This window comes from Alteromonas antoniana (assembly GCF_019249295.1).
Taxonomy (GTDB): Bacteria; Pseudomonadota; Gammaproteobacteria; order Enterobacterales; family Alteromonadaceae; genus Alteromonas; species Alteromonas antoniana.
This window is the reverse complement of sequence record NZ_JAESDH010000002.1, coordinates 169,091-191,783: the sequence shown is the minus strand read 5'-3', so window position 1 is coordinate 191,783 and position 22,693 is coordinate 169,091. Positions and strand designations below refer to the sequence as shown.

The window sequence follows — 22,693 nt, the reverse complement described above, 5'->3', positions numbered from 1 at the left end:
ACAGCTGGCTTATATGAAAGGTTTTGCGCTCAGGTGACGGTCTGTTTTTGCTGAAACGTTGGCTGCAAATAGGTTTTGTTTTGCATAACGTCATGCAGACGACTGACCGCCTCGGCAATATCGCCGAAGGACAAATACAGCGGCGCAAAGCCAATACGCAGGATATCCGGTGCACGAAAATCGGCAATAACGCCCTCAGCTATCCAGGCCTGACAAATAGCATAAGCCTCAGGATGACGAAATGCCAGTTGACTGCCACGCACATCAACAGGCGGTGAGCAGCACTCCAGCTCGGTGTCGAGCTCGTACGTTTTAAGACACTGACTGAACCAGTCCATCAATGCCACGGACTTGTTTCTTATTTCAGCCAGGTCGGTGCCTTCAAATACATCCAGCGAGGCGTCCAGAATACTCATTCCGACCACCCCCGGTGTGCCCGATAAATTCTGGCTTACACCGTCAGCAGGCTGGTAGTGAGGGTCAAACGCAAACGGGCTGGCGTGCCCCATCCAGCCACTGAGCGGCTGGACATAATCCTGCTGGTGGCGGCTTGCAACATAGATAAATGCCGGCGCACCCGGGCCACCATTCAGGTATTTATAGGTACAACCTACTGCAAAATCAGCCTGACAGGCATCAAGCGCGACTTCAAAAGCGCCTGCACTGTGAGCCAGGTCCCAGACAACGAGGATCCCTTTATCATGCGCAGCCCGGGTTATCGCCTCCATATTCTGACGATAACCGGTACGAAAATTCACCTGCGTAAGCATCAGTACTGCAATGTCTTCATGCAAGGCATCAGCAATATTCTGCTCGTCAATAAATGTCAGCTCATGGCTGTCACCAAGTAAGGAAATCAGGCCTTCCGCCATGTAGATATCGGTAGGAAAATTATCCTTTGTCGTAGCAATAACTTGTCGTTCCGGGCGCATTTTTAACGCCGCACTCAACACTTTAAAGAGGTTGACGGAAATGGAATCACAGCAAACCACCTGTCCCTGTGCTGCGCCCACCAACGCCCCGATCCTGTCGCCTACCCGCTGCGGAAGTCCAATCCAGTTATGTTGATTCCATGAAGTTATCAGCCCGTTTCCCCATTGCTCCCGCACCACCGATTCTGCCCGCTGCTGCGCGGCCAGGGGCATCGCACCCAGTGAATTACCATCAAGATAAATGACATTCTCCGGCAGTACGAATAACGCTTTTTTGTCACCTAACGGATCCTGCTTATCAAGCGTAAGAGCATGTTGCTTTATTTGCATAACTACGGCTTAACCTGTTTTAAAAATTCATTAAACGCTATCGAACCGGGATATAACCAGTCAAAATGACCTGCGCCCTCGATCACTACCTGCTCGCTTTGCTCCAGAGAGGCGTGGGAGACAGGCACGATGGCATCTGCGGTTCCCTGCATTAACACCACCTTCCCTGCCATCCGGTTTATAACAGGCTGTGCCTCCCGGTACGCTTCAGGTATTTCTGAAGGGTGTCCCCCCATAAACGCAGGCGTTGCCTGCTGACAACTGTTTGTCCCCTGAGCATAGCCAGCGATGTCAGTGATGGCGGCAAGGCCGATAATGTTATCTGCTTCGAGTTTTGCTGATTCACTGGCTAACAATGCCAGATGCCCCCCTGCAGAGTGTCCGGCCACCACCAGGTATTTCGGAAAAGTAGTTGCAGTGAAGTGCGCATGGAGTTTATTCAGCGCCGCGATAATATCATCACGTGAGCCAGGCCAGCCACCGCCTTCGTCTCCGGTTCGCCGGTACTCCACGCCAAACACGGTCATTCCTGCTTTCGCAAGGTGAGTCATCCACCCTTCGCTGTGACTGATATCATAGGCATTTAACCAGCAGCCACCGTGTACAAACACTACCGCAGTGTGCATTTCACTTATCTCACCATACTGATAAATCACCTGTAACGGGTCGTCACCGTAGTGTATGGACGCATCCGCGCCGCTGACGGGAAGCTCGAGCAAGGCGCGGTACGGCACATTGAGCTGTATAGCGTCTTCACTGCGTACCGGTAAGGATACAACCGTGAGTAAAATACTCAGTATTACCAGGAATAGGCTCCCGTTACTTACCCGCATTGATACTTCACTCCAAAAAAATATGGCACCCGTTTAGGGTGCCATTGTGCGTAAAAAAGGACGCTATGCCCAGTAGAATTCTGCTTACAACATTTCCACTGCCAGTGCGACCCCTTCACCGCCACCGATGCACAGGGTAGCAATTCCTTTTTTCTTACCTTCGTTTTTAAGGGCATGAAGCAATGTAACCAGAATACGTGCACCAGAGGCTCCAATTGGATGACCAAGTGCACAGGCGCCGCCATGGATGTTTACTTTACTTTCATCAAGACCCAGCTTACGAATAGCCAACATGGTGACCATCGCAAAGGCTTCGTTGATCTCGAAAAGATCGACTTCATCCTTCGACCAGCCTGCTTTCTCCAGGACTTTTTCGACTGCGCCGACCGGAGCGACTGTGAAATCTTCCGGCTTGATAGAATTGGTAGCATGCGCCACAACCTTCGCCAGCGGCGTCATACCTAGAGATGCCGCTTTGGACTCACTCATTACCAGTAACGCTGCTGCGCCATCAGAAATCGAACTGGAGTTTGCCGCTGTGACGGTACCGTCTTTCTTAAACGCCGGACGCAGGCTGGGGATTTTATCCGGGCGGGCAGACCCCGGCCCCTCGTCTGTATCGACAACCACGTCACCTTTACGGCCTGAAATGGTAACAGACACAATTTCATTGCCAAAGGCACCACTATTGATAGCCTCGTTAGCTTTAGACAATGAGCTTAATGCAAACTCATCCATCTGACCTCGCGTGATACCTTCATCATCTGCAGTATCCTGTGCGAAACATCCCATGGCTTTGCCGTCATAAGCGTTTTCAAGACCATCCAGCATCATATGATCGAGCACCTGACCATGACCCATACGATAACCCGTTCGCGCTTTCGGTAACATATATGGCGCGTTGCTCATGCTTTCCATACCACCGGCAACGACAACCTCTGCACTGCCTGCCTTGATAAGATCATGTGCCAGCATGACCGCCTTTAAACCTGAGCCACATACCTTATTGATGGTGGTGACGCCGGCACTCAATGGCAATTCGGCTTTGAGTGATGCCTGACGAGCAGGAGACTGGCCCAGTCCGGCTGGCAATACGCAGCCCATAATCACTTCATCAACGTTTGACACGTCAAATTCTTCACACGCTGCCTTGATGGCAACCGCCCCTAACTCTGTCGCGGGAACCGCCGACAAACTGCCGTTGAATCCGCCCATGGGGGTGCGCTTTGCCGCTACTATTACTACCGATTCGTTACTCATAATGTGTAAGCCTCTGTTCACTGTATTCTCGGGATACCGCTGTTCTTAGCGTACTGCGCGTATACAAAATTAAACACAATACTTTGGTGGTAAGTGCATCATTCCGCTGTCATGGATTGACGTTAGCAAAATGTTACTTTACCTTTACGTAAATTGTAATTAACGTTAACGTAAACCTGAAGACATTGCGTGTCAACGCTTCTCTGGTTTTTAGCCAGCAAGCGCACGTAAACCGGGTAACGACTGGGTGTACATCACAAGGTATGTGAAATGACCGACCATAACAATGAATCAACCTATACCATCGGCGAACTGGCCCGTGAGTTTGATATCACGCCGCGCTCCATTCGTTTTTACGAGGAGCAGGGACTGATGAGTCCCAAACGAACTGGCCAGAACCGAATTTACTGTAACAAAGACCGGGTAAGGTTAAAGCTTATTTTACGTGGTAAGAGGTTGGGCTTCTCGCTGGCAGAAGTGAAAACCCTGTTTGAACTGTATGACACCCACAACAATTCCGCCGCCCAGCTTGAAACGATGCTGGAACTTACCGAACAAAAACGGGCCGTACTGCATCAACAACTCGAAGACATCCAGATGCTAATGAACGAGTTAGATGAAGTGGAAGCCCGTTGCCGCGAAGAACTGGCAGAGATCAAAAAAGGAAAACTTGCATGAATACTCCCTACCCTACACTGAACTTCGGCCTTGGCGAAGATATCGATATGCTGCGCGATCACGTGTATCAATTCGCGCAAAATGAAATTGCACCGCTGGCTGAAAAGGCTGACGAAGCTAACAATTTCCCCAATGAGCTATGGCCAAAACTTGGCGAAATGGGGCTGCTTGGTGTCACCGTATCAGAACAGTATGGCGGCTCAGATATGGGCTATCTGGCACATACTGTGGCTATGGAAGAAGTCAGTCGCGCCTCTGCCGGTATCGGTCTTAGCTATGGTGCGCACTCGAACTTGTGCGTAAATCAAATTTACCGCAACGGTACTGAAGCCCAGCGGGAAAAATACCTGCCAAAACTGGTATCCGGTGAGCATATCGGTGCACTGGCGATGAGTGAGCCAAATGCAGGCTCTGACGTTGTCAGTATGAAATTGAAAGCCGAAAAGCGTGGTGACAAGTACATTCTTAATGGCAACAAGATGTGGATCACTAACGGTCCTGATGCGCATACGTTCGTTATTTATGCAAAAACCGACGTTGCAGCCGGCCCTAAAGGGATTACGGCATTTATCGTAGAACGTGATTATCCGGGTTTCAGCCGCGCACAGAAGCTCGACAAGTTAGGCATGCGTTCATCCAATACCTGTGAACTGGTTTTCGAAGACTGTGAAGTGCCTGAAGAAAACATACTTGGCGGTGTCGGAGCCGGTGTCAGAGTACTGATGAGTGGCCTCGATTATGAGCGCCTGGTGTTGTCAGGTGGTCCACTGGGAATTATGCAAGCCTGCATGGATGTGGTAGTGCCTTACATTCATGATCGCGAGCAGTTTGGTCAGTCTATTGGTCAGTTCCAGCTGGTTCAGGGTAAAGTGGCCGACATGTACACGCAGATGAACGCCGCTCGCGCCTACGTCTATGCCGTAGCGAAGTCCTGCGACCGCGGGGAAACCACGCGTAAAGATGCCGCTGGCGCTATTCTATATTCTGCCGAACTGGCCACTAAGATGGCGCTGGATGCCATTCAGCTATTAGGCGGTAATGGCTATATCAACGAATACCCGACCGGTCGCCTCTTACGAGATGCCAAACTGTATGAAATTGGCGCAGGTACGTCTGAAATTCGCCGCATGCTGATCGGACGCGAGCTTTTCAAAGAATCTGAATAACGGTGACATGTTAATACTCAGGGTGCCGCGCGGGTTGTTAACCGGCGTGGCATTTTTTCAGGATACACAGGAGGGTGTATGCCCGTCTTACGTACGCAAATAAACAGTAAATCCGAGGCGTTTGCTGAAAACGCCGCGCATATGCAGGCACAGGTCGATGACCTGTTCGATAAAATTGCGAAGATAAAATTAGGGGGTGGCGAAAAGGCCGCAGCCCGTCACGAATCCCGCGGTAAACTGCTCCCCAGAGACAGGGTAAACGCATTATTGGATGATGGCTCTCCCTTTTTGGAAATTGGTCAGCTTGCGGGCTGGGAAGTCTATGATGACTACGTACCTGCCGCCGGCGTGATTGCCGGTATTGGTCGCGTATGCGGTGTCGAATGCATGATTGTGGCGAATGACGCCACGGTCAAAGGTGGCACCTATTATCCGCTGACAGTAAAAAAACATCTGCGTGCGCAAACCATTGCAGATGAAAACAATCTACCCTGTATTTATCTGGTCGACTCAGGCGGCGCGAACCTGCCCCGGCAGGATGAAGTGTTTCCGGACAAAGACCATTTTGGCCGCATTTTCTTTAATCAGGCCAATATGTCTGCCAAAAACATCCCACAAATTGCTGTCGTTATGGGCTCCTGTACCGCCGGTGGCGCATACGTGCCAGCCATGGCTGACGAAAGCATCATTGTTAAAGAGCAAGGTACCATTTTCTTAGGCGGCCCACCGCTGGTGAAAGCCGCTACGGGTGAGGTGGTTTCGGCAGAAGAGCTTGGCGGCGGGGATGTGCATACGCGCACATCTGGCGTGGCCGACCAGTTAGCGAATAACGATCATCATGCGCTGAAACTGGCCCGTGACGCGGTGTCACGTCTGAACCGAACCAAGCAGGTCGAATTAGATGTACGACCGGTGACAGAGCCGCTATACGATGCCAGAGAGATATACGGCATCGTGCCTAAAGACACCCGCAAAACGTTTGACGTTCGCGAAATTATCGCACGTGTAGTAGACGGTTCAGAGTTTGACGAATTTAAACCGCTTTACGGGACCACGCTGGTATGCGGCTTTGCCCGCATCTTCGGCTATCCGGTAGGCATTGTCGCCAATAACGGCATTTTGTTTGGCGAAAGTGCCCTGAAAGGTGCGCATTTCGTCGAGCTTTGTGCAATGCGCAAAATTCCCTTGGTGTTTCTGCAAAATATTACCGGATTTATGGTGGGTAAACAGTATGAAGCTGGCGGTATCGCCAAACACGGCGCCAAGATGGTTACGGCAGTTGCCTGCGCTCAGGTTCCCAAGCTGACCGTGCTTATTGGCGGTAGCTTTGGTGCCGGTAACTATGGCATGTGTGGACGCGCGTACGATCCCCGATTCCTGTTTATGTGGCCAAACGCGCGTATTTCTGTCATGGGCGGGGAGCAGGCTGCTGGCGTTCTGGCCCAGGTGAAACGCGACCAGAAAGATCGTGCAGGCGAAAGCTGGAGTGAAGAGGAAGAAGCGAACTTTAAGCAACCTATCGTAGATACTTACGAGAGCCAGGGACACCCTTATTACGCATCTGCCCGCCTGTGGGACGACGGTGTGATTGATCCCGCTGACACACGAATGGTGCTTGGCCTTTCACTTTCAGCCGCACTGAACAAACCGATTGAAGATACCCGTTTCGGTATCTTCCGCATGTAAGGACAGGACAGAGATTATGACTACCGACAATCAAGCGATTCATTATCAGGTTGACGAGCGAGGCGTTGCCTACGTCACGCTGACCCGTCCCGAAAAACATAACGCCTTCGATGATGAAATGATCGCAGGCCTTACCCGCTACTTCAGGAAAGCCGGTGACGACAATAATGTGCGTGTACTGGTACTGCAAGCTGAAGGAAAGAGCTTCAGTGCAGGGGGCGATCTACGCTGGATGCAGCGCATGGCAGAGTATTCTTATGAAGAAAATCACGCTGATGCCATGGGACTCGCGACGATGTTACATACCCTGAACACACTACCCAAACCCACGATCGCAAGGGTACAGGGCGCCGCATTTGGCGGTGCAGTAGGGTTAATTGCCTGCTGTGATATGGCCGTCGGCAGCAAACTCAGTAAATTCTGTTTAAGTGAGGTCAAAATCGGGCTTATTCCTGCCACAATCAGCCCGTACGTTATTGAGGCTATGGGGCCGCGTGTCTGCCGCCGCTATTTCCAGACTGCAGAGGTGTTTTCGGCGCGCCGTGCACGCCGCCTGGGTCTGCTTAGCGAGACTGTGACCGAAGAAGAGCTGGACTCGACGGTAAATGATCTGATTAGTCAGCTTCTGACCAACGGCCCGGTTGCCGTTGGTCAGGCAAAAGCCTTAATTCGTGATGTTGCCTACCGGCCGGTTGATGACTCGCTGATGCAGGAAACCAGCAAGATGATTGCCAACATCCGGGTCTCTGAGGAAGGCCAGGAAGGCTTACACGCGTTTTTAGAAAAACGTCCGGCAAAGTGGCAGGAGTAATACGATGATACGTAAAATTTTAATCGCGAATCGGGGTGAGATTGCCTGCCGTGTTATCAAAACAGCACGTCGCCTCGGCATTGCCACCGTAGCCGTATACTCTGATGCAGATGCGAATGCGCTGCACGTGAAGATGGCTGATGAATCTATTCATGTCGGCGCTGCCCCATCAAAAGACAGCTACCTGGTAGCCTCGCGCATTATTGATGCGGCCAAAAAGCTTGGCGTCGATGCTATCCATCCCGGATACGGCTTTCTTTCTGAAAATGCGGCATTTGCCAATGCCTGCTCAGATAACGACATCATTTTTATCGGCCCACCGGCCTCTGCTATTGAAGCGATGGGCTCGAAGTCTGCCGCAAAAAATATCATGGAAGATGCAGGCGTTCCGCTGGTGCCCGGCTACCATGGTAAAGATCAGGCTCGCGAAACATTAAAGCAGGCCGCTGATGATATGGGCTACCCGGTATTGCTGAAGGCCGCTGCCGGTGGTGGCGGTAAGGGCATGCGCCAGGTATGGAGCGACAGTGAATTTAACGATGCGCTGGATGCTGCGAAACGTGAAGCCATGGCCAGCTTTGGCGATGACATCATGCTGGTTGAGAAGTACCTGACCCAGCCTCGTCACGTCGAAATTCAGGTGTTCTGTGATACTGAAGGCAACGGCGTCTATCTGTTTGAACGTGACTGTTCAGTGCAGCGCCGCCATCAGAAAGTCATTGAAGAGGCCCCTGCTCCGGGCATGACCGACTCACTTCGTGCCACCATGGGTGAAGCTGCGATAAAAGCAGCCCAGGCGATTGATTATGTCGGCGCGGGTACGGTTGAGTTCCTGCTTGATGCTGATGGTTCGTTTTACTTTATGGAAATGAATACCCGTCTGCAGGTTGAGCACCCGGTGACAGAAATGATCACTGGCGAAGATTTGGTGGAGTGGCAAATTCGTATTGCTGAAGGTAATGCCCTTCCCAAAGCGCAGCAGGATTTAACCATCAATGGCCATGCCTTTGAAGCACGCATTTATGCAGAAGATCCTGATAATGACTTTCTCCCCGCTACGGGCACACTGACGCTGTTGCAACCGCCACAGGAAGACAGCCATGTCCGTGTCGATACCGGAGTGGTTGAAGGTGATGAAGTGTCTGTCTACTACGACCCGATGATCGCAAAGCTGGTTGTGTGGAGTGAGAACCGTGATATTGCGCTGGAAAGAATGCTAAAGGCTCTGCGTGAATACCATATAAATGGTGTGACCACGAACATTGAGTTCCTGTATAACGTCGCTGCCAACAAGGCATTCCGCGACGCAGATCTCACCACAACCTTTATCGAAAAACATCAGGATGCGCTTTTCTGCGCCAAAGGCGATTTGAACATAGACCGCTTACCGGTAATGTCGTTGCTGGTGTTATTGTCTAAACAACAAGACGTGACCGTATCTTCCGGCGATACCACTTCTCCCTGGGCACAGCCAACGGCCTGGCGTGCCAACGAGGCACACACTCAATCTCTTAATTTGACGTACGGCGATAAAGATTTCAGTGTTGTTATCGAGACGCAGGCTGCAGGTCAAAGCGGCGCGCCACAGTGGAAAGTCAGCAGTGGCGATCACACCTGGACTGTGGCCGGCGAGTTGCAGGGTAACACGCTACATGCCTATATCGACGGACACCGGCAACGTTTCGCATGGTCCCGGGAAGGCACTCAGTTTGTGCTGTTTGCTGCCGACGCCGCTTATCACTTTATTCATCAGTTACCCGATTACGGCGACGAAGCAGCCGATGCGGGTGTTGGCGAATTTACTGCACCTATGAATGGGACCATTGTCGACTTGCTCGTAGAACCGGGTGTGAGTGTGGAAAAAGGCACTACCTTGCTAGTAATGGAGGCTATGAAGATGGAACACGGCATCAAAGCCCATAAAGCCGGTAAAGTGACTGAATTTTACTTCAAACCGGGCGAACTGGTAGATGGAGGCGCTACCCTGCTGGCGTTTGATGAAGATGAGTAATTCGTATCCAGACAAAGTCAGCCTTGTTGAGGTAGGCCCTCGCGATGGCTTACAAAACGAAAAAACGCAAGTGAGCACGGCGCATAAAATTGCGTTAGTAAACCTGTTGGCAGAAGCCGGACTGACCCGCATCGAAACCGGCAGTTTTGTATCACCGAAATGGGTGCCGCAGATGGCTGACTCAGCTGATGTTTTTGCCGGTATCACCCGCAAGTCAGGGGCGGTGTACTCAGCGTTGACGCCAAACATGAAAGGGTTTGAAAACGCTGTAGCAGCCGGTGCTGACGAAGTGGCAGTGTTTGGGGCGGCATCAGAATCGTTCTCACAAAAGAACATAAACTGCTCGATTGATGAAAGCCTCGCTCGCTTTACACCAATAATGGAGGCAGCCAAAGCGCAGAACCTGAAAGTCCGTGGCTATGTATCCTGTGTGCTTGGCTGTCCATACGAGGGTGAAATTGCCCCGCAGGCTGTCGCAGAAGTCACGCGTACTTTGCTGGATATGGGCTGCTATGAGGTATCGTTGGGCGATACTATCGGCACCGGAACGCCGGTAAAAACGGCGGCGATGCTTGACGCTGTGCTCAATGTTGCCCCGGCGTCAGCCCTGGCTGCACATTTCCACGATACCTACGGCCAGGCACTGGCGAACCTGTTGGTAGCGCTTGAGTATGGTATCAGCACCATAGACAGTGCGGTTGCCGGACTCGGCGGTTGTCCATATGCCCAGGGAGCGAGCGGAAACGTTGCTACTGAGGATGTGCTGTATATGCTGAACGGTATGGGCATCAACACCGGCGTTTCTATGGATATCCTGCTTGAAGCCACCCGCCATATCAGTGGTGTGATCCAGCGTCCCCCGGTATCTAAGGTGGCGACTGCTATGGGTGTTAAATAACCTATAACCGCGTGTGGCCGGCAACGGTCGCACTCTGTGCGTTTCAGTGTAGAGCCTTAGTGACTGCGTGCCCGATATCAGGCACAGGTCAGCTACCCGCCTGACAATAAACAAGCTCAGCAACAATTGCTGAGCTTTTTTGTTTTCGTTGTCTCATCCTGAACAACGCCGACACTTCCCGGAGAAAAATTCTGACACCGAGAAAGCGCGACACTGAGCTTACCGCATGATAACCGCTGTATTCGCACCTCAAGGCGCTAGTTATTATCCTGTTTTTCGCCGGGCAAAATAAAGCTGAGAGCGATACCCAGCGCCAGAAACGCGGTCATGATGTAGACAACTGAAAATGAGATAAATGGCTCGAGCGCTGCGTACATAGCGCCAAAGCCCAACAGAATGATACCTATCGCGGTATTACTAAAGGCGACCAGTTCAGTACGGTCCTGCCCTGACTTTACGTCAAGACTGTAAGTTTTGCGCCCCGTTCGAACGCCAGCGTGGGCAATAGAGAGCACAAAAAATAACGCCGCTGATAACCATAACGATCTTGCGTCCATCAACAATAATCCAACACAGGCGAGAATGGCCAGCGTCCCCGCCAGTTGCAAGGTCAGTCTTGCACTCTTGTCTGACACCGCTCCCCAGAAAAAAGACGACAGCATTGTCGCTGCAGCCTGCGCCGCAAGGTAGAGCGGCAACAACGCTTGCGCACCGTAATCACTTTCAAGCATAAAATACGGTGCCACTAGCGCAGAATGCACAAACAATCCCCGTACCAGCACGAAACGATACACCACGCTGTCGAATTGCCAGAATCGCGTCTTATCCTTGTCTGCTGATGATTGTTCAATATCAACGTAGGTTTTCACCGGCAGAATAATCAGAAATGTCGTGATAAATGACAGCGCAGCGAGTCCGAGTAGTCCTATTGCTATGCTGTCTCCAAGGCGGTCCTGGAAATAAACCAACGGCACGGCCACCAGCAGGGTCACGATCCCTGAGGCGGTAGAGGCAATGCCAATGAGTTTGCCCCGTTCTCCTTTAGGCGCAATATCCGCTTCAATATCTTTAAAAGTTAACGAACAGGCAGAGCGGCCCAGACTCAGTGCAGCCAATGCGCCCAGTACAACCCAGCCTGCAGTCGCACTGGTTAGCAGCAAGAATGCCGCCACCATGGTGCAAACCGACGAGATTTGTACGGCCATGCCGATACGCCAGACGTGATGACGCGCTGAATAGTGTCGTAAAATGACGCCAATGCCAGCTTGCGGTAACAGTGCACCAGACTCTCTGATGGGGACCAGCCAGCCTACCATCCAACTAGGCGCACCAAGGGTGATTAGTAATGCCGGTAATGTCGTTTTGGGCGAAACCAATAAGTCAGCCAGCTTATTAAACGCCAGCCCTACTACCAGTTTAACCTTATTGCTGATCGCCACGTAGTACTCCTCTTACAGCTGCTGCCATACCGCGTTTATTCGAAATGAGGTGAACCCCGTGCAGGATATATTATTCATGTTACATCCATGACAGGGTTATCAATTGATTGGTCAGGTTTTCGCAACCAGATACGTTACGCTGTATTTTATCTGAGAGATCAGATGGTTCGACGGTTTCTCCTCTCCTTGCCAGGCTTTTGCGGCAACAGCGTTGAGATATTTCTTCTCGTTGATAAAAAAGCGTATTTCATGAATACGCTTTTTCTCCTGATAGCGTCAGACAACTCACAACGCCCAAAAAGACAGTGATGGAAAGGTCTAGCCCTGGTTCTCAACTACCGTTTTCAGGTTTTCCAGTCCCGTTTCGAAATCAGAGCCAATCATGTCGTCAAGCATCAGCACAAAGTAACGATCTACAGGATTATTCCCCACCTCGCCTTCATCGCTCCAGGTAACGCGGGTGCCATCATCTGTTGGCTCAAACGTCACGCGTCCCACCGATCCCATATCAAACTCAGGAAAATACAGGCTATATTCAACTTTGCGGTTGTGCTCCAACTGAATTATTTCCATTTCTCCGTCGCCCTGGGTTTCGCTCGTCCATTTCGAACGCATGCCAATTGCGCGGTCAGGACCGCCATAGGAAATCTGCATTTGTGGATCACGCTGGAACCACACGCCCCATTGCGGCCAGGCTTTCAGATCGACCACATAATCATAAATAGTATTGGGCGATGCCTCAATAACAATACTACGTTCAACTTTATAGTGACTGGGTAGCATAAAACCGACTACCGCGGCAGCAGCAACAATAATCAAAATTCCATAGATTAATTTTTTCAGCATCGACATGCCTTTCTCCGTAGTAAGGTAACTGCACCGACCAGATTATAACAAAAGATTAACAATTAGCAGTGCGAGATTAAAAATCTCCGGTAAGATGCTGTAACACAAACCTTCGCGCTTCCTGTGCTTCCACGGATGACACCCAGCTCACACTGCAGCCAGCAGGATCACGATAGATGCGTCCTGCCTGCGGTGCAGAGGTAGAAACCGACAATGTCCCCTGCTCTCGCACATAGGTGTCTATGGGCAGCCCTAATACACTGGTAGAAAGGATATCCCACATATAATAAGTAAACTCATAGGTGGGGATGGCTGTCACCGTGGCAGCCCAAAACTGCCCCGCGAGATCAGATACCGGCGTGTTGCATGTCGCCAGCTCTCGCAAAAAATCACGATCCACAGGCAAGGCGTTGGTGGCGTCCAGCGGTACCAGGCACAATGACAGTCCACTCGCTACCAACCACGCTGTGGCCGCAGGATCCCAGTAGGCGTTCCACTCAGCGCTGCCATCATGATCATGCATGGCCACATTTCCTTTCACATCAATGGCACCGCCCATCCACACGACTTCTTCTACCTTTTCGCAAAGTACCGGGTGGTCTTGTAACGCCCACATCAGATTGGTTGCCGGACCGGTCATAAGCACGGTCAGGGGGGTATCACTGTGTTGCAGGGTTTCGCGAATAAACTGATGCGCCGGAACATCAGCGTGATGAGACGACGCTTCCTGTACGCGCAACATAGCAGGCAAAGAATGACAAATTCGTGGCTGCGCTCGCCAGTCTGGGGGAAACGGATTGGGTCCTGTCTTATTTCCGACATGAACCGGGATATCACTTTTTCCGCACAACGAGAGAATTTTCAGCGTCGATATCAGTGCATCACCCGGGTAGCAGTCTGCAGGCGTTATACTTACTCCGACCAGATCTATGTTCGGCATTCGCAATAACAATAAAAGCGATAACAAATCATCAATGCCGCCGTCATGATCAAAAATTACCCGGCGTCTGGTTTCTGAATCAGCCATACTTACTCCTGTACACACCAATCGTGAACATCAGCGGCTGACGCACTGACACACTGACACACTGACACACTTTCATGGCATATTATTTTTTCTTGTGTAATATGGATTTAAGGTTAACACGGACAAATGATGTCGTCGCCTCTACAACCGGACACCGTAGTTTGCGATGCCAGGGAAGGTGCGAATAAGTCTATGGACTCTCAGGCTTACAGCCAAGTGGCTAGTCGAGACGGCCTTTTGCAGGCCTAACGGGTTAAGCCAAAAAAGGCTAACAAAGAATAGGCGCTTGGCTGTAAGCCCCGTAGGGCGAGCCCTGAAGTACGCATTTGCTGCGTTAGGTTTCTCGCCAAGGGCTAAGGCCATTGCCTTCGAACCCTGCCTTGCAACTACGCACTTCAGGACTCGCTGAGTGACTATAGACTTAATCGCACCTTCCCCAGGTCCGGGGCTTCTGTTTTCATAACAGACCCTCTCGATAACGGCGAAATGCGCCAAATAAACACTATGACACAGTGGTATCGTGTCCAGATCGATGGAGATTAAGAGATGGCAGATCACAGTTCACGCTATATCAGTAACCTGACCCGGGATACCTACGCGCTTATTCTTGCGGGTGGTAAAGGATCCAGGTTGCATGAACTGACCAACTGGCGGGCGAAACCGGCACTGTATTTTGGCGGTAAGTTCCGGATTATCGATTTCCCTCTGTCGAACTGTGTTAACTCAGGTATTCGCCGCATCGGGGTCGTCACTCAATATAAATCACACTCGCTGATCCGCCACCTGGTGCGCGGCTGGGGACACTTTAAAAAAGAGCTGGGAGAGTCAGTAGAAATTTTACCGGCATCACAACGATTCTCTGATAGCTGGTATGAAGGCACGGCTGACGCTGTCTTCCAGAATATCGACATTATCCGCGATGAATTGCCAAAGTACGTCATGATCCTCTCGGGCGACCATATCTACCGTATGGATTATGGACACATGCTGGCGCGTCATAAAGAAAGCGGCGCCAAAATGACCGTCTCCTGTATGTCAGTGCCGATAGAGGAAGCAGCGGGTGCATTTGGTGTCATGTCGGTAGACGAGGATTACCGCATTCTGGGCTTTGAGGAAAAACCTGCCTCACCCACTCCGCTACCCAATGATCCTACCCGTTGTCTGGCCTCTATGGGGAATTACGTTTTTGACACTGAATTTTTGTTCGAGCAACTGCGCCGGGATGCAGAAACATCGGGTTCTCAAAGAGACTTCGGAAAAGACATCATCCCTTCTATCATTAAAGATCATATCGTTTGCGCCTATCCCTTTGAAGGCGGCCACGACGGCAACGCGTACTGGCGTGATGTAGGAACGATTGATTCGTTCTGGGAAGCTAACATGGAAATGGTAGCGCCAGTCCCACAACTCAATCTGTACGATCAGAAGTGGCCCATCTGGACTTATCAGGAGCAATTACCACCCGCTAAATTTGTCTGGGAAGATAATGATCGCCGTGGTGAAGCCATAAACTCAGTGGTATCAGGCGGCTGTATCATTTCCGGATCTACACTACGCAGAAGTTTGTGCTTCTCGAATGTTCGTGTGCACTCATACGGTCTTATTGAAGAAGCGGTGATGTTGCCTGACGTCGAAGTGATGCGGCACTGCAAACTGAAAAAAGTCATTATCGACCGTGGTTGCGTCATCCCTGAGGGCACGGTAATCGGCTACAATCATGACGAGGATCGCGCTCGTGGGTTCCGGGTATCTGATAAAGGCGTCGTACTGGTTACCCGGGAAATGCTCGGCCAGCCCGTTGGCGGGCTTCAGGCTCCCTGAGCCGCTTCCCATTGGGAAATTGTGGCGGTAATATAATCCGCCACAGTCTCAGGCCGCTCCAGCACAAACATATGCCCTCCCGGTAAGACATCGTGGCGCAGATTATTCCCTTTGATAAACGGATTTCGTCTTTGTTCTGTGCACACCGTGGTGTCTTTGGCTGTCACCAGTACGGCCGGGCACGTTAACTTGCCATAGTATCGGTGCAAATTATGCGGGACGTTTCGAAACAGCTCCGCTTCGACATCGGCTTTGAATGTCAGGTGCCAGTGATCACCTTGCAGACGCGTAACCGCATGGACATAATCTTCAACGCAACGTTTGTCCATGTTTTTAAACAGTCCTTTCCCTTTAAAATACGCCACGAGATCCGTACTTCTCGGCCAGCTCGTTCGCCTTGAGGCTGCCAGTCGCGCGGGCGTGAGCTTATCTATGTAAGGGGTGTGTTTGGCTAACCGGAAAAAGAGACTGGCTACCCCGGTCACCAAAGGCGGATCGAACATGATCAGGCCCTTGAAAAGTGAAGGTGCTTCGCACGCCGCCATGTAAGAAATGACAGCACCAAAAGAATGTCCGACAGCATACACAGGCTGCGAGTCCGGACGATTGGCTTTAACGTGCGCAATTAACTCATCCACCTGATTCCGCCAATTGGCGCTAACCGGATACTGAGTCGCATGACCGAACTTAGACACGCTCAAGCGCTGCCAGTGTGAAGGCAACGCATTGAAAAGCGTGGTGTAACTTTCAGCCGGGAAACCATTGGCATGGCCGAAGTGGTAGGTTACCGGAGTCGGTGTGGAAGCGGTTTGCTCAATGCCGTCACCGGCATCCTTTTTTACATCATACTGCTTATCCACACTGACTCCTGATAGTTATGAATTACTGGCCGCGGGCCTCTGCGGCATCCCAGTCTTCCACGATTCTGGTACTGGTCCAGAAGAATACCAGAATGGCAATGGTATACGGAACAATAAGGTATAACAGTGCCTGTCTGAGCGCTTCTGTTTCACCCAACGTGGGTACCAGCGCCTGACTGATGATTCCAGTAATGGTTGGTCCGCCACCCAGCGCGATGATGTTAAGCACAAAGAAGAATAGCGCCGTAGACATCGCCCTTACATTTACCGGAGCCAGTGTTTGTGCCATGGCAAAACAGGGGCCGAAATAAAATCCGGTGGTAAACAGTAAAATAGTCAACAACGCGACTGAGGTCCATAAGTCCTGTGACTGGAGCGCAAAATAGAACGCTGGCACGCCGATAATCAAAGTAATAGCGGGTAACAATGCATAGGCTTTCTTATTGGTTTTACCCCACCTGTCGGCAATAACGCCACCCAGCCATACACCACCCGCGTAAGCTGTACCGTTCGTAATACCAAACACTACCAACAGCAGGGTAATATCCAGCCCCGCGAACGCTCGAACATAGTAGTCAATGATCCAGGTTGAAATCGCGTAGTTACCAAAAGAAGCAAAGGAGATACCTAACGCCATTCCCCACCAGGTTGGCACACTTAACAAGGCTTTTACCGACGTCCAGACGGTAGGCCCTTTGGTTCCCTCTGCCGGTGGTTTCGCTGCACTTCTGGCTGGCTCTTTTACTGTGAATTTCAGCAACAGCGCAAGCGCAATGCCTGGTAAGCCTACGCTAATCATCACAGTTCGCCAGTCTGCCTTTCCACCCTGTAGAAAAAACGCAGAGGCGAAAAATGCCAGCATGATCCCAAAGGGAATTCCCAGCGAGTAAATAGCCAGCGCCCCCGCCCGTTTTTCTTTTGGAAACAGATCGGAAATAATACTGTGTGCTGGCGGACTGCCGCCCGCCTCACCAATACCTACCCCGATTCGCGCCACGGCCAGCTGAAAGTAATTTGCAGCAAACCCTGACGCCGCAGTAAAGCCGCTCCACATGGTCAGGGAAATTGCGATAATGTTTACCCGGTTGTAACGGTCTGCCAGCCAGGCAATCGGGATCCCGACAATGGTATACAGCAAGGCGAAGTAAATACCTTTCAACCAGCCTAACTGGGCGTCATCAAGCCCGAGGTCCGCTTTAATAAACGGGGAGAGAATGCCGACAATCTGCCGGTCTATAAAATTAAACGCATAAACCAGTGTCAGAATGAAAAGCACGTAATTACGATATGCTTTAGACCCCGACTCCGTTTTTGAGGCTGTAGCCACGCCTGATTGAGACATAATTCACCTGACTTCCTGATAGTTTGTCCCAGTCTACGTCAGACGCTCGCGCTTACCACTAAATGTTAGTTATTTGTTAACATAAGCAGATGTATTAGCATTCGATTTGGCGACGATGTAAGTATAGGTTAGGATGACGTCATTGAACTGATCAGACCAGAATATTATGCATGTAGACGAGTTATTATCCCTGCCCACACCTGTTCAGGAGAGTGAGTCAAAGTGGGTATTTAAAGAGCGAGTGATCCCCGACACCTGGGCGCAGGGCCGCACTGCATTTGGCGGTGTTTCAGCCGGTATGGTGTACAAAGCTATTGTCCGTCAGGTACACGATGCCCGGTTACTGCGGTCGTTTACCACCAACTTTGTGGGCCCTCTGGCACTCGATACACCGTTTACCATTGAGGTAACCCGCTTACGAGAAGGGAGTAACGTATCTCAGTTTTCCGGACAAATTGTTCAGAATGGAAAAATCTGCGTGTTTTGTCAGGCCTGTTTTGGTAAAGCAAGAAAGTCCGGAATTAAGGTTGAGTGCAGCGAGCGTCACGGTATGGAGATCCCTAAGAAAGGCAAATTTATTCCGCAAATCCCTAAGGTGACACCACGCTTCGTACGAAACTTTGACCTGTCTATTGATAAAGGCGGACTGCCCTTTAGCTGGAAAAAAGACAGCGTCTATCATGGATTCATGCGTTTCAAGCAACCCCCTGAACGCATTACCGATGCCCATGTCATTACACTTATTGATGCCTGGCCCCCTACTCTGCTACAGATGATGAAGTTTCCGGCGCCGGCCAGCACGGTAAGCTGGAATATTGAGTTTATCCATCCTCATCATGAAGTCAGCGGAACAGACTGGTTTGCCTACCAGTGTCATACCCGTCAAGCTGCGGACGGCTATGGCCATACCGAAGCAACAATCTGGAACGCGCACGGCGACGTGATTGCGCTAAGCAGACAGACCGTCGCCGTGTTTGATTAACGAGAATATGAATTTTCCACGCGGTAAGGCGCAGTAAAGGGAATATTCGTTTTAGTACGTATTTCCCTTTACTCTGCGTTTTTTGATAAGACGACACAAACTGTAGAGAGCCCCAACAAACGTCTCAGTAGAGCATAAATGCACTTGGGTTAAACAGTGAAATTACACTGATACACTGAAGATTAGTGATATCAAGCGCGTCTTCCAGGTCTTCGCGCTCCAGTTCAAGTATTTCATGCTGATGTGGTTTGAGGTTGTTATAACTGGGGTATATTTCGGGATTAACATTGTCCAGCGCCAGCACGTAGCAGAGCTGAAGAATTTGCAGATCTTTATTGTGTGCAGGGGTGTCCGTTTCATGTATATGCTGAATTGGCTCGAAAATACAGGCCGGGATACCCCACAGTCGAATCAGTTCCGCCGAGAGCTCGGCGTAATTGAACCCCAGGATGGCTTCCTGTAACTCCTGAGGACTGACTCTGGAATTAAACGCCAGACACCGTTTGGCCTCTTCCGGCATTTGTGCCACCACGACCAATTCACCGATGTTATGAAGCAAACCGGAAACAAATAGCCGTTCGGGCTGTTTCATCCGCTCTTTTTCAGCAAAATATTTAGCCAGTAAGCCACAGGAGACACTTTGCTCCCAAAACTTATCCAGATCTATGGCCTTACCCTCTACGTCTTTGAACGCATGCGTAACACCATAAGCCAGCGCAAGATCGTAAGCAGAACGTGTTCCGATAACCTGCAGGGCTTTCGTGATGGTTTCAATTCTGTTGGGAAAACGATACAGCGCACTGTTAGCAACACGCAACAACTGTGTGGTCAGAGAGGGATCGAAAGCAATAATTTCAGCGATGTCGTCCATGCTTGCGGCATCATCATCCATACACGCTTTCAGGCGGGTAACTGAGTCAGGAAGAACAAATAATTCACTCGCTTTTTCAGCGATATCTTGCACGTTCATATTTTCAGATGCTCCGAAACCTCTAAAAGGATTACGATGCTGTTCCCTGCGCGAATACTAAATCCGTTATTCAGATATAGAACATTATACGCAACCCCGCCATAAAAATCGCACAGGATATCTGTTTTTTTCTGCGGTATACCAGGCGAATCTCCAGAAAACATGTGGCCGGTGCGTGGATTTATGGTGTGCGCGTAGATTTACGGCAGGCTTGTGGGGTTACGGTAAACACAGCAATTTCTGCTATCGTAATTGCCAAGGGGTCGTCACGTTGAACAGCTCCATGCAGGCCAGCCGCAACACGCCCGCCTTCCAGACATGTTCAGGGCAAAGACCTGCTTTCGAATTTGACTAGATGCGGCCCTTCACTTCTCTGACTTTTTCGTACATCACTTGAGCCGGTAACGGCGTATACGATGCCGTGTCATTGTCACGTTCCACCTGCGCTATCAATGCGTTCAGTAATGCGTTAACCGGACACGGCACCGACACTTCTTCGCCAGCCCGGACCAGCGCGCCGTAGAGGTATTCACGTTCAGTTGCTTTGTGGTTGTGAAGATCCCACCACATTGAGGTTTTCACTGTCGGATCAATAGCCAGCATTTGTTTGGCGACGATGTTAAAAACACGGTCTGGCAGCCGCAGTACCCAGGGGATCAGAGAGCCCGGCAGACGCGCTACTTTGGGTAACTGCATGCCTCTCGCCCTCGCGACGGTCAGCAGTTCCGACATCAGCGCGGCAATAACCTTTCGGTAATAGCGGTTTTCCAGCATGGCTTTTACCGGAATATCTGCAAGCGCATTCACGCCGTTACCCAGGTTCAGTTGCAGCTTCGCCCACTGCACCGCTTCGATATTGTCAGACGACGTGGCATGCAGAAGTGGATGCGACAGGATGTTGACGAGAGAGTCAGTCAGCACGTTGTCGGCAGACTGTTCGATAACTAGCGTGCCTTCCGAACCTTTGTGAAGGTGTTGCTCACCTGCTATGACCACATTAAACGGCACCATCGTCCGCAGCACCTGATGACGCGGGAAGTACCGTTTCACCTCAGCATGTGCACTGATGCCATTCTGGCAACAGACAATAACCGTGTCAGAGCCTACCCAGTCAGTCAGCGCTTCACATGCTGATGCTAAAGCCGTACATTTTACCGTCAGCCAGACGACATCTGGCAGTGTATCCATAGAGCCATCAACAACGTGTTGAGCGTCTACGGTACCTTTATTTCCAAGGTAGTCGGTCAATTGCAGCGGTTGAGAGAGACGCTGTTTCCAGACGCCCCTTGCCACATACGCAACACTAGCGCTATTGAGTGTCATGACACTACCAAGGTAGCTACCAATCAGGCCGCTTCCAAATATCAGATGATGCATTCGTCTGGTTTCCTTTTTTCACCAGTATGCCATTAGCGCTAATCTTCTGTCAGCGTTGTCGATAACTCATTCGTTGCGAACATCTGATATCATTTGTTTTTTTGGTTCGGGAGTAAACGTGTTGTCTGGGTTACGTATTGTCATCATCGGTTATGTCTGGCCAGAGCCTGACTCCTCTGCCGCCGGGAAAAATATGCTTACTCTGCTCACCGCAATGCGTGAGCAGAACCACGACATCGTGTTTATGACCGCTGCGGCTGACAGTTCCCACAAAGCCGATCTGGGCGCACTGGGTGTTGCAGTCGAATGTGTGCGGCTAAACTGCGACAGTTTCAATCACAGAATCGCAGAAATACGTCCCGATGTAGTTATTTTTGACCGCTACATGACCGAAGAGCAATTTTCCTGGCGTGTCAGAGAGGTATGTCCGTCAGCCATTCGCATTCTCAACACGGAAGATCTTCATAGTCTCAGACAAGCTCGCTGGGAGGCGGTCCGTAATGGTCTTCCGGTTGACCAGGCGTGTAAAAATACGCTGCTCGCCCAGCGTGAAGTTGCCAGTATCTTGCGAAGCGATGTCACACTGGTGATTTCCTCTGCTGAATATTCCCTGCTGACATCTCACTATCAGGTACCGGCCTCCCAGCTTTTGTACTTCCCGTTGCTTCACGATGTTCAGGAAGCCCATACTCATAGCTCGCTGCCAGATTATGAACAACGGCAAGATTTTGTGTCCATTGGTAATTTTCGGCATGCCCCCAATTGGGATGCCGTACTGCAACTAAAGCAGCATATATGGCCGTTGCTCAGAAAGCGTGTGCCCGGTGCCCGATTGCGTATTTATGGCGCTTATCCGCCGAAGAAAGCCACGCAACTACACAATCCTGCGCAGGGATTCTGTGTTGAGGGTTGGGCTGACGATGCCTGGCAAGTGGTCAGTCACGCCAGGGTATTGCTCGCGCCGCTGCGTTTTGGCGCAGGACTCAAAGGAAAGCTACTCCTGGCGATGGAGGCTGGCTCACCGAGTGTCACCACCGCCATTGGCGCTGAAGGTATTGCAGAGACAGATAAATGGCCCGGGGCCTGCCACGATGACACGGACGCATTTGTTGAGAGTGCGGCAAGCTTGTATGCTGATAAGCCATCGTGGGTAGCCGCACAACAGGCCGGCTTCTCTTGTCTTAGAGCTTTTCATCCGGACAGGCATATCCCGACCTTGCTAGATAGAATTTTGAGTCTGACAGGCGATCCTCAGTCCCACCGGCAGCCGCTTTTCCTGCAACACCTTCTGTGGCATCACACATTAAGCAGTACCCGATATATGTCGCAGTGGATTGCCGCCAAAAATCAGCTGAAAGAGTGAACCAGGCCCGGCCGTTCTGGTTATAAAGGTTACCATTTACTACCGCGCTCCAAGAGGTATT

19 protein-coding genes are annotated in these 22,693 nt (G+C 50.9%); 9 read left to right on the top strand and 10 right to left on the bottom strand.

Features of this window, described 5'->3' with window-relative positions; translation table 11 throughout:
- Positions 1-29 precede the first annotated feature (29 nt).
- The 3 genes from kynU to JKP77_RS02110 form a co-directional block, all read right to left on the bottom strand.
- Positions 30-1,262, bottom strand: a complete 1,233-nt coding sequence (kynU, locus tag JKP77_RS02120; RefSeq protein WP_218309557.1) for a kynureninase — start codon at positions 1,260-1,262, stop codon at positions 30-32.
- A gap of 2 nt (positions 1,263-1,264) precedes the next feature.
- Positions 1,265-2,095 carry an alpha/beta hydrolase family protein gene (locus tag JKP77_RS02115; RefSeq protein ID WP_218309556.1) on the bottom strand — a complete coding sequence of 277 codons (831 nt, stop codon included), beginning with the start codon at positions 2,093-2,095 and terminating at the stop codon, positions 1,265-1,267.
- Between the two features lie 84 nt (positions 2,096-2,179).
- A complete protein-coding gene (locus JKP77_RS02110) occupies positions 2,180-3,355 on the bottom strand; it encodes a thiolase family protein (RefSeq protein WP_218309555.1) in 1,176 nt (391 codons plus the stop codon).
- A gap of 270 nt (positions 3,356-3,625) precedes the next feature.
- Here JKP77_RS02110 and JKP77_RS02105 point away from each other — a divergent pair, with 270 nt between their 5' ends.
- From JKP77_RS02105 to JKP77_RS02080, 6 genes are all read left to right on the top strand, one after another.
- Positions 3,626-4,033 (top strand): MerR family transcriptional regulator, encoded by a 408-nt coding sequence (locus tag JKP77_RS02105; RefSeq protein ID WP_218309554.1) that lies wholly within the window; start codon positions 3,626-3,628, stop codon positions 4,031-4,033.
- Complete coding sequence (locus JKP77_RS02100) at positions 4,030-5,199, top strand: isovaleryl-CoA dehydrogenase (RefSeq protein ID WP_218309553.1); 1,170 nt, start codon at positions 4,030-4,032, stop codon at positions 5,197-5,199. The genes JKP77_RS02105 and JKP77_RS02100 overlap by 4 nt, the downstream gene beginning before the upstream one ends.
- 78 nt (positions 5,200-5,277) lie before the next feature.
- The gene (locus tag JKP77_RS02095) at positions 5,278-6,885 is read left to right on the top strand and encodes a carboxyl transferase domain-containing protein (protein WP_218309552.1); all 1,608 of its coding nucleotides are present in this window, start codon (positions 5,278-5,280) and stop codon (positions 6,883-6,885) included.
- Positions 6,886-6,901: 16 nt separating this feature from the next.
- Entirely contained in the window at positions 6,902-7,696 is a 795-nt protein-coding gene (locus JKP77_RS02090) for an enoyl-CoA hydratase/isomerase family protein (protein ID WP_218309551.1), read from the top strand.
- 4 nt (positions 7,697-7,700) lie between these two features.
- Positions 7,701-9,707: an acetyl/propionyl/methylcrotonyl-CoA carboxylase subunit alpha gene (locus JKP77_RS02085; protein ID WP_218309550.1), complete on the top strand. Its 2,007-nt coding sequence runs from the start codon at positions 7,701-7,703 to the stop codon at positions 9,705-9,707.
- A complete protein-coding gene (locus JKP77_RS02080; RefSeq protein ID WP_218309549.1) occupies positions 9,700-10,605 on the top strand; it encodes a hydroxymethylglutaryl-CoA lyase in 906 nt (301 codons plus the stop codon). Before JKP77_RS02085 ends, JKP77_RS02080 begins: the two co-directional genes overlap by 8 nt.
- A gap of 257 nt (positions 10,606-10,862) precedes the next feature.
- On the opposite strand, the gene JKP77_RS02075 is transcribed toward JKP77_RS02080, so the two are convergent.
- The 3 genes from JKP77_RS02075 to JKP77_RS02065 all read right to left on the bottom strand — a co-directional run bounded on the left by JKP77_RS02075 (position 10,863) and on the right by JKP77_RS02065 (position 13,917).
- Positions 10,863-12,044 carry an MFS transporter gene (locus JKP77_RS02075; protein ID WP_338024828.1) on the bottom strand — a complete coding sequence of 394 codons (1,182 nt, stop codon included), beginning with the start codon at positions 12,042-12,044 and terminating at the stop codon, positions 10,863-10,865.
- Positions 12,045-12,362: 318 nt separating this feature from the next.
- On the bottom strand, positions 12,363-12,896 hold the full coding sequence (locus JKP77_RS02070) for an SRPBCC family protein (RefSeq protein WP_218309548.1): 534 nt from the start codon (positions 12,894-12,896) through the stop codon (positions 12,363-12,365).
- Positions 12,897-12,966: 70 nt separating this feature from the next.
- Positions 12,967-13,917, bottom strand: coding sequence for a nucleoside hydrolase (locus tag JKP77_RS02065; RefSeq protein ID WP_218309547.1), 951 nt, complete (start codon positions 13,915-13,917; stop codon positions 12,967-12,969).
- Positions 13,918-14,463: 546 nt separating this feature from the next.
- Here JKP77_RS02065 and glgC point away from each other — a divergent pair.
- Positions 14,464-15,738, top strand: coding sequence for a glucose-1-phosphate adenylyltransferase (glgC, locus tag JKP77_RS02060; protein ID WP_218309546.1), 1,275 nt, complete (start codon positions 14,464-14,466; stop codon positions 15,736-15,738).
- On the opposite strand, the gene JKP77_RS02055 is transcribed toward glgC, so the two are convergent.
- Complete coding sequence (locus JKP77_RS02055) at positions 15,726-16,556, bottom strand: alpha/beta fold hydrolase (protein WP_218309647.1); 831 nt, start codon at positions 16,554-16,556, stop codon at positions 15,726-15,728. The two genes, glgC and JKP77_RS02055, sit on opposite strands and share 13 nt — an antisense overlap.
- 64 nt (positions 16,557-16,620) lie before the next feature.
- The gene (locus tag JKP77_RS02050) at positions 16,621-17,940 is read right to left on the bottom strand and encodes a spinster family MFS transporter (protein WP_218309545.1); all 1,320 of its coding nucleotides are present in this window, start codon (positions 17,938-17,940) and stop codon (positions 16,621-16,623) included.
- Positions 17,941-18,106: 166 nt separating this feature from the next.
- On the opposite strand from JKP77_RS02050, the gene JKP77_RS02045 reads away from it, so the two are divergent.
- The gene (locus tag JKP77_RS02045) at positions 18,107-18,922 is read left to right on the top strand and encodes an acyl-CoA thioesterase (protein WP_218309544.1); all 816 of its coding nucleotides are present in this window, start codon (positions 18,107-18,109) and stop codon (positions 18,920-18,922) included.
- Between the two features lie 124 nt (positions 18,923-19,046).
- Here JKP77_RS02045 and JKP77_RS02040 read toward each other — a convergent pair whose 3' ends face one another.
- A complete protein-coding gene (locus tag JKP77_RS02040) occupies positions 19,047-19,892 on the bottom strand; it encodes an HDOD domain-containing protein (protein ID WP_218309543.1) in 846 nt (281 codons plus the stop codon).
- 351 nt (positions 19,893-20,243) lie between these two features.
- A complete protein-coding gene (locus tag JKP77_RS02035) occupies positions 20,244-21,269 on the bottom strand; it encodes a 2-dehydropantoate 2-reductase (RefSeq protein WP_218309542.1) in 1,026 nt (341 codons plus the stop codon).
- 118 nt (positions 21,270-21,387) lie between these two features.
- On the opposite strand from JKP77_RS02035, the gene JKP77_RS02030 reads away from it, so the two are divergent.
- Positions 21,388-22,632, top strand: a complete 1,245-nt coding sequence (locus tag JKP77_RS02030) for a glycosyltransferase family 4 protein (protein WP_338024826.1) — start codon at positions 21,388-21,390, stop codon at positions 22,630-22,632.
- The last annotated feature ends 61 nt before the right edge of the window (positions 22,633-22,693 follow it).

What these genes read in the sequence shown, in the direction of transcription:
- JKP77_RS02040 (WP_218309543.1), bottom strand. Translation starts at nt 19,892, where the DNA reads ATGAACGTGCAAGATATCGCTGAAAAAGCGAGTGAATTATTTGTTCTT.
- JKP77_RS02045 (WP_218309544.1), top strand. Translation starts at nt 18,107, where the DNA reads ATGCATGTAGACGAGTTATTATCCCTGCCCACACCTGTTCAGGAGAGT.
- JKP77_RS02090 (WP_218309551.1), top strand. Translation starts at nt 6,902, where the DNA reads ATGACTACCGACAATCAAGCGATTCATTATCAGGTTGACGAGCGAGGC.
- JKP77_RS02115 (WP_218309556.1), bottom strand. Translation starts at nt 2,095, where the DNA reads ATGCGGGTAAGTAACGGGAGCCTATTCCTGGTAATACTGAGTATTTTA.
- JKP77_RS02095 (WP_218309552.1), top strand. Translation starts at nt 5,278, where the DNA reads ATGCCCGTCTTACGTACGCAAATAAACAGTAAATCCGAGGCGTTTGCT.
- glgC (WP_218309546.1), top strand. Translation starts at nt 14,464, where the DNA reads ATGGCAGATCACAGTTCACGCTATATCAGTAACCTGACCCGGGATACC.
- JKP77_RS02065 (WP_218309547.1), bottom strand. Translation starts at nt 13,917, where the DNA reads ATGGCTGATTCAGAAACCAGACGCCGGGTAATTTTTGATCATGACGGC.
- JKP77_RS02100 (WP_218309553.1), top strand. Translation starts at nt 4,030, where the DNA reads ATGAATACTCCCTACCCTACACTGAACTTCGGCCTTGGCGAAGATATC.
- JKP77_RS02080 (WP_218309549.1), top strand. Translation starts at nt 9,700, where the DNA reads ATGAGTAATTCGTATCCAGACAAAGTCAGCCTTGTTGAGGTAGGCCCT.
- kynU (WP_218309557.1), bottom strand. Translation starts at nt 1,262, where the DNA reads ATGCAAATAAAGCAACATGCTCTTACGCTTGATAAGCAGGATCCGTTA.
- JKP77_RS02110 (WP_218309555.1), bottom strand. Translation starts at nt 3,355, where the DNA reads ATGAGTAACGAATCGGTAGTAATAGTAGCGGCAAAGCGCACCCCCATG.
- JKP77_RS02070 (WP_218309548.1), bottom strand. Translation starts at nt 12,896, where the DNA reads ATGTCGATGCTGAAAAAATTAATCTATGGAATTTTGATTATTGTTGCT.
- JKP77_RS02050 (WP_218309545.1), bottom strand. Translation starts at nt 17,940, where the DNA reads ATGTCTCAATCAGGCGTGGCTACAGCCTCAAAAACGGAGTCGGGGTCT.
- JKP77_RS02105 (WP_218309554.1), top strand. Translation starts at nt 3,626, where the DNA reads ATGACCGACCATAACAATGAATCAACCTATACCATCGGCGAACTGGCC.
- JKP77_RS02085 (WP_218309550.1), top strand. Translation starts at nt 7,701, where the DNA reads ATGATACGTAAAATTTTAATCGCGAATCGGGGTGAGATTGCCTGCCGT.
- JKP77_RS02035 (WP_218309542.1), bottom strand. Translation starts at nt 21,269, where the DNA reads ATGCATCATCTGATATTTGGAAGCGGCCTGATTGGTAGCTACCTTGGT.